General features: G+C 40.9%; 11 protein-coding genes and 1 other annotated feature. Of the genes, 2 read left to right on the top strand and 9 right to left on the bottom strand.

Features of this window, described 5'->3' with window-relative positions:
* Window positions 1-104 precede the first annotated feature (104 nt).
* The 3 genes from EL079_RS04430 to EL079_RS04440 form a co-directional block, all read right to left on the bottom strand.
* Window positions 105-1,319 (bottom strand): ABC transporter permease, encoded by a 1,215-nt coding sequence (locus EL079_RS04430; RefSeq protein WP_003030981.1) that lies wholly within the window; start codon window positions 1,317-1,319, stop codon window positions 105-107.
* The gene (locus EL079_RS04435) at window positions 1,316-2,209 is read right to left on the bottom strand and encodes an ABC transporter ATP-binding protein (RefSeq protein ID WP_003030980.1); all 894 of its coding nucleotides are present in this window, start codon (window positions 2,207-2,209) and stop codon (window positions 1,316-1,318) included. Before EL079_RS04435 ends, EL079_RS04430 begins: the two co-directional genes overlap by 4 nt.
* 200 nt (window positions 2,210-2,409) lie before the next feature.
* Window positions 2,410-2,622 (bottom strand): YdbC family protein, encoded by a 213-nt coding sequence (locus tag EL079_RS04440; protein WP_003025304.1) that lies wholly within the window; start codon window positions 2,620-2,622, stop codon window positions 2,410-2,412.
* Window positions 2,623-2,709: 87 nt separating this feature from the next.
* Here EL079_RS04440 and EL079_RS04445 point away from each other — a divergent pair, with 87 nt between their 5' ends.
* Window positions 2,710-3,051, top strand: coding sequence for a hypothetical protein (locus EL079_RS04445; RefSeq protein WP_025271884.1), 342 nt, complete (start codon window positions 2,710-2,712; stop codon window positions 3,049-3,051).
* 15 nt (window positions 3,052-3,066) lie between these two features.
* On the opposite strand, the gene EL079_RS04450 is transcribed toward EL079_RS04445, so the two are convergent.
* Genes EL079_RS04450 through trpX form a run of 3 tightly spaced genes read right to left on the bottom strand, consistent with a single transcriptional unit; the run spans window position 3,067 to window position 5,725 of the window.
* Window positions 3,067-3,825, bottom strand: coding sequence for an ABC transporter ATP-binding protein (locus EL079_RS04450; protein WP_003031905.1), 759 nt, complete (start codon window positions 3,823-3,825; stop codon window positions 3,067-3,069).
* Window positions 3,822-4,688 (bottom strand): ABC transporter permease, encoded by an 867-nt coding sequence (locus EL079_RS04455; RefSeq protein ID WP_003031834.1) that lies wholly within the window; start codon window positions 4,686-4,688, stop codon window positions 3,822-3,824. Before EL079_RS04455 ends, EL079_RS04450 begins: the two co-directional genes overlap by 4 nt.
* Before the next feature lie 32 nt (window positions 4,689-4,720).
* Window positions 4,721-5,725 (bottom strand): tryptophan ABC transporter substrate-binding protein, encoded by a 1,005-nt coding sequence (trpX, locus tag EL079_RS04460; protein ID WP_003031888.1) that lies wholly within the window; start codon window positions 5,723-5,725, stop codon window positions 4,721-4,723.
* A 133-nt stretch (window positions 5,726-5,858) separates the two neighbouring features.
* Window positions 5,859-6,096: a binding site (T-box leader), on the bottom strand.
* 118 nt (window positions 6,097-6,214) lie between these two features.
* On the opposite strand from trpX, the gene fbp62 reads away from it, so the two are divergent.
* Window positions 6,215-7,864 (top strand): Rqc2 family fibronectin-binding protein Fbp62, encoded by a 1,650-nt coding sequence (gene fbp62, locus EL079_RS04465; RefSeq protein ID WP_003031903.1) that lies wholly within the window; start codon window positions 6,215-6,217, stop codon window positions 7,862-7,864.
* A gap of 483 nt (window positions 7,865-8,347) precedes the next feature.
* Here fbp62 and budA read toward each other — a convergent pair whose 3' ends face one another.
* From budA to EL079_RS04480, 3 genes are all read right to left on the bottom strand, one after another.
* On the bottom strand, window positions 8,348-9,067 hold the full coding sequence (gene budA, locus EL079_RS04470; RefSeq protein ID WP_003031898.1) for an acetolactate decarboxylase: 720 nt from the start codon (window positions 9,065-9,067) through the stop codon (window positions 8,348-8,350).
* A gap of 93 nt (window positions 9,068-9,160) precedes the next feature.
* Window positions 9,161-10,825 (bottom strand): acetolactate synthase AlsS, encoded by a 1,665-nt coding sequence (gene alsS / locus EL079_RS04475; RefSeq protein ID WP_003031892.1) that lies wholly within the window; start codon window positions 10,823-10,825, stop codon window positions 9,161-9,163.
* A gap of 82 nt (window positions 10,826-10,907) precedes the next feature.
* Window positions 10,908-12,137 (bottom strand): tetratricopeptide repeat protein, encoded by a 1,230-nt coding sequence (locus tag EL079_RS04480; RefSeq protein ID WP_022524383.1) that lies wholly within the window; start codon window positions 12,135-12,137, stop codon window positions 10,908-10,910.
* Window positions 12,138-12,149: the final 12 nt, after the last annotated feature.

Here is a 12,149-nt window from a genome sequence, read left to right on the forward strand (position 1 = left end):
AAAATATAGTCCTATTATATCATTTTTAAAGTTTTTCAACAGCGATTGACTACATACCTTTTCAAGAAAAAAATCCCCACAAGAATACTTGTGGAGAACGATTTTTAATGATAAGCTAAAGCTTTTTTGAAGCTCTTCCAAATGCCAATATCATCTGTTTGTAAAATTAAGCTGGAGTAAATCCGACCGATATAAACTGTCATTCCTAAGGTAAAGACAAAGGAAATGGCAAATGAAATCCAAGCTTCCAGCCCATTTGCATAACCGTTAATGGCACGGAAGGGCATAAAGAAAGTCGAAATGAATGGGATAAAAGAACCAACTTTAAGCAAAATTGTGTCACCAGCGTTTCCAAGAGCCGTCACTCCCAAAAATCCAAGGAGAATCAGCATCACAACAGGCTGAACAGCTTTCCCAACATCTTCAATTCTTGTTACCATCGAGCCTAAAAAGGCAGACAGGACAACGAACAAAAAGACACTCAAAGTAATGAAAGCAATGGTATTAAAGGAAATTGCTTCTCCCAAATGCTTCATCAGATTTGGATTGGCATCTAAGAATTCTTTTACAAAAGAAATCTGGTCTGAAAAAGCAAGCAACAGCACAGCGCCGATTACATAAATGCTGACATGGGTCAAGATAACTGCAAAAATTCCTGCCATTCGACCATAGAAATATTCAGAAGCCTTGATACTGGAGAAAATAACCTCCATAATCTTCGTCCCTTTTTCGCTTGCAATTTCTTGAGCAGTTGAGCTTGTGTAAACAATGAGAATCATATAAAGTACAAGACCAATTGCTGTTGCGACAATCGTTTGAGTGGCCTTCTTCGCTTCTTTCTTCTCATCAATCTTTTCTTTGAAATCAATAGCTCTTGAAAGTAGCTTCACTTGATTAGCTGATAAATTAGCTTGGCTAATATTTGCAACCTGTTGCAACTGCATCAGTTTCTGTGTAATTTCAATTTTTGTAGCACTACTCATGCTCGTATCTGCAAAATAAGTTGCCTTGATTTGCCCGTCTGCTTCTGATACTAGCAAATATCCGCCAACATCGCCATCTTTTACAGCTTTCTTAGCTGCTGCTTTATTTTTATAATCGAAATCCAGATTCTTAGTATCTTTCAGAGCTTCCTTCACTTGAGCATTGTCTGATACAACTGCGACACGGTTAGAATTACTATTTGACATGGAGGAAAGATAACCAACTCCCATACTCAGACCGATAAAAATGAAAGGCGAAATAACCATGAAGACAAAACTCCATGACTTGACATGACGAAGATAGGTTTCTTTGATAACAATTAAAGTCTGTTTCATACTTCCACCCCTGATTCTAACTTAAAGATTTCATCAATTGTTGGAGCTTGTTGGTCAAAAGTTTCAATATATTGTCCTTTAGTCAACAAGTCAAACAATTCCTTACCAGCTGCTTCGTCATCTAATATCAATCGCCATGTTCCCTGGTTGGTTAGATTGACTTTACTTACGTGAGGAAGTGCTTCTAATTCCGTTTGAGACAGCGAGCTAGACACAAAGAGACGTGTTTTGCCGTATTGATTACGAACTTCCTGCACGCTGCCATCCAAAATGACTTTCCCATCACGAATCATAACAACATCATCACACAATTCTTCCACATTGGTCATCACATGGTCAGAGAAAATAATCGTTGCTCCACGCTCTTTTTCCTCAATAATGACCTGTTTCAAAATCTCGGTATTCACAGGATCCAAACCACTAAATGGCTCGTCTAGGATAATCAAATTTGGTTCATGCAAGAGTGTGATAATCAGCTGAACCTTTTGTTGATTCCCTTTAGACAAGCTCTTGATTTTATCGGTCACTTTGCCTTTGACTTGCAAGCGCTCCATCCACTGAGGTAATTTTTCTTTCACAACTGCATTTGGTACTCCCTTTAAATTTGCCAAATACCGCACTTGCTCATAGACAGTCAACTTGGGCATCAGGCTTCGCTCTTCTGGTAAATAACCAATTTTCCGATAAGTCTCCTGAGAAATCGGTTGCTTATCAAATGTAATGTTTCCGCTGTATTCTAAAAAACGCAGAATACTATGGAAAATCGTAGTTTTCCCCGCACCATTCTTTCCAATCAAACCGAGGATTTGCCCTGATTCAGCCCTGAAATCAACACCAAATAGCACTTGTTTTTGCCCAAAACTTTTTTCTAAATTTTGAATTTCAAGCATCCTAAACCTCCTAAAATTCTAAGCTCACTATATGTATATATACAATCTCTATATTTAATAGTATAATCTTTTGAAAGCGTATTTTCAAGTTTTTGTGTAAAATTTTCTTATTTTTTTACAACAAAAAGAGAGTCATCAATAGCTGCCATTTATAGATTGACTGTCTCTCACTCTCTTACCTTGATTCTATTTGCGCTTTACTAAGCCTTAAAAGCATCCACTAATACTTGAAATTCTTCATTGGAGAGCGTAATCCCTTTCCCCATTTTTGTATGGTCAGGACTCCAACTACGGATATCGTATTTGGCTGGCGCACCATTGAAGCTCACACGATTCAGCTCTTTCGTCCAGCCTTTATCATTTTCTGACAATACCAATAACTTTTCTTCTATCTCAAATTTGAATTCTGACATTTTTGTCTCCTTTTTCTTCTTTCTTGATTTATTCGTAAAAAATTTACTTTTTTAGCGAGTTTGTTATATAATATATTGTAACAAGTTATGGAGAATTTAGCTATGAAAAAATTTCTCGAAATGATTTTAGAGCGCGCAAGTGAATTTATCAATTACAAAAAGGATACACAAGAGGTAGAGGAAGACAACGCCAATATTTTGCAGACAATTGAAACAGCTTTGCAAAAAAAATCAGGTGTGCATGTCATTTTTTCAGATAAAAGTTTTACTGGTGATATTGTCAAATATGACAAAGAGCGTCAGCAATTGATTGTTAAAAACTTCCAGAAAAGTATGTCAACGATTATTCGTATTTCAGATATTAAGCGGATTCGTCTGGTTCCAAATACTATCAGAGAAGCGCAAAAAAGAAATTCCAACCTCCGCTAGGAGATTGGAATTTTTTTATTCAAATAAGCTGTAATAATCCGCAATCGTCATTTTCGCTTTCTCTTCTTGATGTAAATCTTGGATAATTTGTCCGTCTTTCATGACAATCAAGCGATTTCCGTATTTGAGAGCATCTTCCATATGGTGGGTAATCATGAGAGCAGTCAGTTGATCACGATTTACAAATTCATCTGTCAGACTCATCAATGCCACACTGGTTTTGGGGTCAAGCGCTGCTGTATGTTCATCCAAAAGCAACAGCTCAGGGCGTTTGAGAGTCGCCATTAAAAGACTCAAAGCCTGTCTTTGCCCACCCGAGAGAAATTCAATCGGCGTATCTAAGTGTTTTTCTAAACCATTGCCGATTTTGTCTATCGTCCCCTGAAATTCTTTGCGATAATGGCTCAGACGGCGTGGCACTAGACGGCGTTTTTCACCACGAAATTTAGCAATCAATAGGTTTTCTGCCACCGTCATGCGCGGAGCTGTTCCCATCTTTGGGTCTTGAAAGACGCGTGACAGATACTTAGCCCGTTTTTCTGGTGAATAACTGGTCACATTTTCACCTAGAATATAAATGCTGCCACTCGTCAATGGTAATGTTCCTGCAATGACATTGAAAAGCGTGGATTTCCCTGCCCCATTTCCGCCTAAAATCGTAATGAAGTCATGCTCAAAAATATCCAGTGAAACATCATTCAAAATGACCTTTTCTTCCTCAACACCTGTGTTGACAATTTTTGTCGCGTTTTTTAATTCTACAATTGCTGTCATTTGCTTAACTTGACTCCTTTAAAGAATTTATTTTTGAAAGTCGGAATCATGAGACAAATTGCCAAGATAACCGCACTGTAAAGGCGAAGATAGCTGGTATTAAAGCCAAGCGCAATCACGCCCCAAATCAGGAATTGATAGAAAATAGAACCGACAACAATCGTCAATAGGCGTTCTGCCAATGTCAGGCTGGTAAAAATCACCTCTCCGATAATGAGACTGGCAAGCCCCACAACAATGACACCAATCCCGCGCGAGACATCCGCATAACCTTCTTGCTGGGCAATAAGGGCGCCAGCTAAGGCAATGACACCATTAGACAGCACCAGACCCATTAACTCCATTCGTCCTGTATGAATGCCAAAACTCCTTGCCATATCCGGATTATCTCCTGTGGCAATATAAGCTTGACCCAATTTTGTATCTAGGAAAAAAAGCAATGCTACAATTACCAAACTGACAAAAATCAATCCTGTCAGAAGATTGTTTAATTCGCCAGAAAACGGTAGAAAGTCCTGAATTTGCTTCGTTCCAAGAAGTCCAAGATTAGCCCGCCCCATTAACATAAGCATAATAGAATGGCAGGAAGTCATGACCAAAATCCCCGAAAGGAGAGTAGGAATTTTCCCCTTAGTATAGAGCAGCCCTGTTACCATGCCTGCCAGACAGCCAGCTAGAATGGCAGCAGCAGTTGCTAGAAAAGGATTGATTCCCTTACTAATTAGCGTAACTGCCACTGCTCCGCCCAACGGAAAAGAGCCTTCTGTTGTCATATCAGGGAAGTTTAAAATGCGGAAGGTCATAAAAATCCCCAAGCCTAAAATAGCCCAAACAAGTCCTTGTGAGACAATTGAAATAATCATACTGTTGTCCTAACCTTTAAAATATACTAGCTTTACTCAATGACTTGTCCTGCCTTTTTCAGAACATCATCTGGAATCGTTACTCCTAGCTGAGCAGCCACTTTTTTGTTCACAACTGATTTGCCAGTAGCAAAGATTTCAACAGCTGTGTCTGCTGGTTTAGCGCCCTTCAAAATTTTCGCCGTCATTTTTCCAGTCGCCACTCCAAGATCTTTTTGATCGACAACAACCGAGCCCAGACCGCCTTCTTCTACCATAGCTGTCGCACTTGGATAGATAGGTTTTTTAGCCGTTTGATTGCTGGAAACGACTGTTGAAAAAGCCGAAGCAATGGTGTTGTCAATTGGAATCCAAATGGCATCTACCTTTCCTGTCATCACATTCAGGGTTGAAGCAATCTCATTGGTAGAAGGTACAGAATAAGGAAGCACTTTATAGCCTGCTTTTTCAGCCAAAGCTGTAAATTCTTCTACCTGCGTTTTTGAATTGTCTTCACTGCTTGAATAAAGGATGCCGATCGTTTTCACATTCGGTGTTAATTGTTTGATCAACTCCAATTGCTGTTGAGCTGGATTGTGGTCAGACACACCTGTAATGTTGCCTCCCGGATTTTTCAAATCCTTTACTAAATTCGTCCCAACTGGATCGGTCACTGCTCCCATGACGATTGGCTTGTCTTTCGTTGCACTAGCCAAACCTTGAGCAGCAGGCGTTGCGATTCCAATCAGCACGTCATTGCCATTTGCAACTAATTGCTTGCTCATCGTTGCCACTTTACTTTGGTCACCTTCCGCATTCATAAAGTCAATCTTGATATTCTTGTCTTTATAACCTTCTTGCGCCAAGCCTTCTTGAATCCCTTTATAAATCAAATCAAGTGACGGATGACTGACATATTGCAGCACACCAACTTTTACTGTTTTGGTTGTATTGTTTGTCTTCGGTGCTTTCTCGCCAGTTACACTAGAATAAATAATGCCTCCGACAACTAATACCACTAAAAGAGCAATCATTCCCATTAACCGTTTGTTTTTCATATCTGTTCTCCATTTCATATTTTTCTATTTTTTATTCGAGTAAAAGCCAGAGTCGCCATCGTTTAAACATATTTTTCCTCCATTTTAAGGGAAATGAAACAATAAAAGAAAAACCCACACACAGTTCATCCTGTGTGAGGGCGTAAATCGCGGTGCCACCTCAATTATGGGAAAAATAATAGACTTCTCCCACATCTCTATCTTGTCTAACAACAAGTTGCACTGTAAGGTGTGCTCACCGAATTTTTATCGTTTCAAATTCAACTTCTATCCATTAGCCCAATTTCATAAAACGCTGCTACTTGTTTTCACCAACCACAAGCTCTCTGCCAACAACTATTTTATTACTTTATCTAATTTGATATTATTTTAGATGTTTCTGAAACAAAAGTCAAGTATTTTGTCAAACTTTTCTGACAATAATTTTCCAACCTTTTCTTGCTATTTTTTGTTATAATTTTCTTTAGTACCATTCAAGGAGAGAAAAACATGTCCTTTGACGGATTTTTTTTACACCACATGACAGAGGAATTGCGACAACAGTTACTGTACGGTCGTATTCAAAAAATCAATCAACCGTTTAATCAGGAATTAGTGCTACAAATTCGCAGTAATCGACAAAATCATAAATTGCTCTTGTCTGCTCACCCTGTTTTTAGTCGCATTCAACTAACCAATACCAGCTTTGAAAATCCCGCAGTTCCTAATACATTTATCATGGTCATGCGGAAATATCTGCAAGGTGCTACGATTGAAAGCATTGAACAGATTGATAATGATCGAGTTTTAGAAATTTCTGTCTCCAACAAAAATGAAATTGGAGATAGCGTGGCAGCAACTCTAGTCATCGAAATCATGGGCAAACACAGCAATATCATCTTAATGGACAAGGCAAGTGGCAACATCATTGAGGCCATTAAACATGTCGGCTTCTCGCAGAATAGTTATCGCACGATTCTGCCTGGTTCAAGCTATGTCACTCCACCTCAAACAGATAAGCGCAATCCCTTTACCATTTCTGATGAAAAGCTATTTGAAATTCTGCATACAGAGGATTTGTCGGCCCATTCTTTACAAAACTTATTTCAAGGATTGGGGCGCGATACAGCAGCTGAACTCAGCCAGCGCTTAACAAGTGATAAGTTAAAAATCTTCCGCGCCTTCTTCGCTAGCTCCACTCAGGCAACCCTGACTAGCAAGTCATTTACCCCCATTCTCTTTGCGGATAGTCAAAAAGAATTTCCTAGTTTATCACAATTGTTAGATGCTTTCTATCAAGATAAGGCAGAGCGCGATCGCGTTAATCAACAAGCCAGCGAACTGATTCATCGAGTGGAGAATGAATTAGAAAAAAATCGTAAAAAATTAACGAAACAAGAGCAAGAACTGGTCGCGACTGAAAATGCTGAAGAATTTCGACAAAAGGGAGAACTCCTCACTACTTTTTTGCACCAAGTTCCAAACAATCAAGACCAAGTAGAACTGGACAATTACTACACAAGCGAGAAAATTACTATTGTGTTGGATAAAGCTTTGACCCCTAACCAAAATGCTCAGCGCTATTTTAAGAAATACCAAAAGCTGAAAGAAGCAGTCAAGCATTTAACGGGACTGATTGAAGAAACTAAAGAAACCATTCAATATTTGGAAAGTGTGGAAACCGCCCTGTCACAAGCTAACTTGACAGAAATTGCTGAAATTCGTGAAGAATTGATTCAGACCGGTTTTATTCGCCGGCGTCAGCGTGAAAAAATCCAAAAACGGAAAAAACCAGAGAAATACTTGGCAACTGACGGTAAGACGATTATTTTGGTTGGTCGAAACAACTTGCAAAATGACGAGTTGACTTTTAAAATGGCTAAAAAAGAGGAACTTTGGTTTCATGCCAAGGATATTCCCGGCAGTCACGTGGTCATCACAGGCAATCTGCAACCAAGTGATGAGGTCAAGACAGATGCTGCGGAATTGGCAGCATACTTTTCTAAGGCGAGATTGTCCAATCTCGTTCAGGTGGATATGATTGAAGTCAAAAAGCTCAATAAGCCAACCGGTGGCAAGCCCGGTTTTGTGACCTATACTGGACAAAAGACCCTGCGGGTCACTCCCGATGAAGCCAAAATCAAATCTATGAAAATGTAAAGGTGTCCGCTAATCGGCACCTTTTTCTGACGACTCTTCGTACGGCCGACCCTCAGACGAAGTGAACCACTTTTCTGGCAAGCTGTCCGACCCTCGGACGAAGCAAACCAGTTTTCAGGCAGGCTGTCCGACCCTCGGATGAAGTGAATCAGTTCTCAGGCAAACTATCTGACCCTCGGACGGAGTGAACCAGTTCTTAGGCAGACTATCTGACCCTCGGACGGAGTGAACCAGTTCTCAGGCAAACTATCTGACCCTCGGACGGAGTGAAGCACTTTTCTGACAAGCTATCCGACCCTCAGACGGAGTGAACCAGTTCTTAGATAGGTCGTCGACGTGGGCGGCAGTTTAAACTAATTCCCATTCTCTCCGTCGACCGGGGCGACAGACCTAAAAAAGGTTGGAAACTGAATTCCAACCTTTGTATTCTATTTCAGACTATTTAAGGTGTATGTAAGTCTCTTAAACCTACCCCGCCGCCTTTTATTCAGATTTCTCAATATCTTCTTTTAGCTCCGCCACATTCAATTTGGCAGCGAGAAAATCTTGGTCTTGAATCGGAAAACGCTGCTCCAATGCTGCAATCGTTCCGATTTCAACCTCTCCATTTTTCATGACAAAATCCATAACATGTCCGCCAAATTGGTGGTCATCAGATAGAAAATGAAGATGAAAACCAGCTACGCTGACACCGTGAAACAGCTCTGGCGTCCAAAAGCCAACGATTGTTCCCGAAATGTGTTCTACCTGGTACTCAGGCTGATGAGCTGCGATTTCTGCGAACTTCTTTCCCAGAGAGGTTTTTGGAGCCATGCGCACATGCATGCTGCTAAATTCACCATGAATCTTAATTGAGTGAAAAAGATTTTCCCCGACATAGCTAGCTTCTATGCGCTTCTTCAACGCTTCATCAGTCAGCTCAACGTCCTGACGAAAACACGCTTCTGCTCGGTGAAAAGCCACTGCAGCATAAGGAACCGTCCTATCCATTGAAACTTCCATCACTTCAGGACTTGCTCCTATCCCCTTGGCTTGATAGGCCTTGCCGTCAAGCACAATCAGCTCTCCGTCAATAGAGTCTAAAGTACCAATCCCTAAATCGCCATGTTTAAGCAATTCTTCAATCGTCATCGTCCCCTTGTAAAGCCCTGCCATTAAAGCTCCCAAAGTATTGTAGTGAAATAATGTTACAAGCTCTGCCATTTCTCCTCCTAGGCAATGTTTACTATCTTTACCTGAAAAAACAGTGGAAAAACGAACCCTTTTAAAAATTTCGAGTTCTTTCCCACTTCTTCTTTAATAAAACTCATCTGGTAAAATCGTTTCTCCCAGCATGCTGCTGTCCTTGTAATCAACTGGCACATCAATGATGACCGGTCCACTTTCCTCTAAAGCTTTTTGAAGCAGCTGTGTCAATTCTGCTGGAGAGGTTGCTCGGAATCCTTTCGCACCAAAACTCTCTGCATATTTAACAAAATCAACAGGTCCAAAGTCCACTCCAGATGAACGACCATATTTCATTTCTTCTTGAAATTCCACCATATTATAATGACCGTCATTCCAAATAAGATGAACAATTGGTAATTGTAGACGAACTGCTGTCTCTAGCTCTTGGGCCGAAAAGAGAAAACCACCATCGCCAGACACAGAAACGATCTTTATGTTGGGACGAACCAAGGCTGCTGAGATTGCCCAGGGTAATGCCACTCCTAACGTTTGCATCCCATTTGAAAAAAGCAGATGCCTTGGTTCATAGCTCTTGAAATAACGTGCCATCCAAATATAATGCGTACCCACATCGACAGTAACTGTCATATCGTCTGTCGTATTTTCCTGCAAGACTTCGACAATATCCAGCGGGTGTAGGCGACCTTTTTCAGTTTGGCTGCGGTCAAATTTCACATCACCGTCCATTTTATCTCGCAGCACTTGCAGATATTCCCGCGAGCCTTCTGGTAATTGATAGCCGTTAATCGCTGGCAGCAATAAATCCAAAGTATTTGCAATATCTCCAATCAGCTCACGCTCCGGTTGAAAGTAAGTATCAATCTCTGCTGGCTCTACGTCAATCACAATGACGCGGGCAGAAATTTCCGCATTCCAGTTGCGCGCTTCATACTCAATCGGATCATAGCCGATAGCGATGACTAGGTCAGATTTTTTCAGGAGCATGTCACCCGGCTGATTGCGAAACAGCCCGACACGCCCAAAGAAAGTAGCTTCTTCCAATTCACGAGACACAATCCCAGCCCCTTGGAATGTTTCCACAACAGGCAACTGTACTTGCTCCAATAACTGACGAATAGAAGCCGTCACTTTGGCACTTGAAGCGCCATTTCCCAAGAGAAGAACCGGTAACACAGCATTTTTAATCGCTTGCGCTAGATAGTTAATGTCTGCCACAGAACTAGAACCCAGCTGCGGATCCGTCAGCGGTTTAATTGCTTTCACTTGCACCTGACTATCCACCACATCCTGTGGAATGGAAATGAAACTTGCCCCCGGCATTCCTGACTTGGCATGACGATAAGCATTGGCAATGATTTCTGACAGAGTATTGCCGTCTTGCACTTCGACTGAATACTTAGTAATCGGCTTAAATAGTGCAGCATTGTCCATAGACTGGTGAGCGCGTTTGAGAAGGTCAGAGCGTTTGACCTGACCAGCCAAAGCCAGCACTGGGTCGCCCTCTGCGGTCGCCGTAACCAAGCCCGTTGCTAAGTTTGAAGCACCTGGTCCACTCGTTGCAATCACGACACCCGGCTCTCCTGTAATCCGCCCAATTCCTTGCGCCATAAAAGCAGCATTTTGTTCATGACGAGCAACGATAAGTTGTGGGCCTTTGTCCTCTAAGGTATCAAATACACGGTCAATCTTTGCACCGGGAATTCCAAATACATAATCCACCTTGTGATTGATTAAACTATCCACAATCAAATCCGCACCAAATTTTTCAGTCATTTTCTTCGTCCTTCCTGAATATCACGCTCATCATTATATCATAATTCCCATGCGTCTTATAGGATTGTGCTTGTTACTCTTTTTACAAACTATTGTACAATTCCTGCATCTCCACATCATCTGGAACCAAGTGAAGATAATGCTCTGCTTGGTGTTTTGCTTCTTCAAAATCTCCCATTTCACGAAGTAGATAAATATATTGCTCTAAAAATTCTGGATTTTCCTTTAAATCCGAGAGCAACAGTCGATATCGCTCCAAAGCTGCTGTTGTCTGTTCCAAAGCCTGATAGGCACGCGCAATATTCCACTTAGTCAGTACATTGTCTATATCTTGCTCCTCAAATTTCAAAACTTCATCAAAACGCTCTTGCTCTAAGTAAAGATTAGACAAACGCAATGCAATTTCTTCCAAGTCTTCCGCATTATCTTTTGCTTTCAAAAGGTAATCTTCTGCCTTTCGCTCATCGTGCAACTCATAAGAAAGCTGCGAAGCTAGCAACAAAAGACGTGTATCAAATGGATTTTTCGACAAGCCCTGCTGCGTAAGGCGTAATGCTTCTTCTGTCTGATGTTCTGCATGAAGCGACAAAGCATAACCATACTCATAACCTTCAAATTCCGGCGAAATCGTATCAATTTGCTTAAAGTATAGATTAGCTTTTTGATATTCTTTCTGGTCATACAAAATAGTCGCTAATTCAAAGGCTACAGCATCATCGTATTCAATCTCTAAAGATTTTTCCAAAAACTCAATCGCCACTTCAAATTTTCCCAAACTTGCATAGGAAACACCAATCCGCTGATAAGTAGAAACACCCGTCTGCTCATAAATCATGCGATTGTCTAAGCTAGCGTATTCCTTAATGGCTTGATTGAAATTTCCCAATTCAAAATCTATTTCAGCCATGCCAAAAGTCACTAACGGTTCATCAGATAATTGCTTTGCCTCGGCTAATTTTTCCCTTGCAACATCTGGCAAGCCTTCCATTTGATAGAGATCAGCTTTGACTAAGAGTGCTGTCACATACCAGTCACTATCAGAAGTAATTTCTTCCAGATAAGCAAACGCTTCTTCCACTTGCCCGTCTTCACTAGCAATCTGCGCCAAACTGATGTAGGCTTCTGGATAATGAGGAGCTAATGTTTCATAAATTCGCTTCGCTTGAGGGAAAAAGCCGATACTTTCTAAGTAGTCGGCTAATTCAAGTAATTCTTCCTCTGTATCATTTGTTAGAGCTCTTTCAAAATATTTATTGGCATGCGCCAAATCCTGCTTTTGCAAAGAAGCGACCATTTTCTCACTGTTGTTCAATTTCTTCTCCTG

This window comes from Streptococcus anginosus (genome assembly GCF_900636475.1).
Lineage (GTDB): Bacteria > Bacillota > Bacilli > Lactobacillales > Streptococcaceae > Streptococcus > Streptococcus anginosus.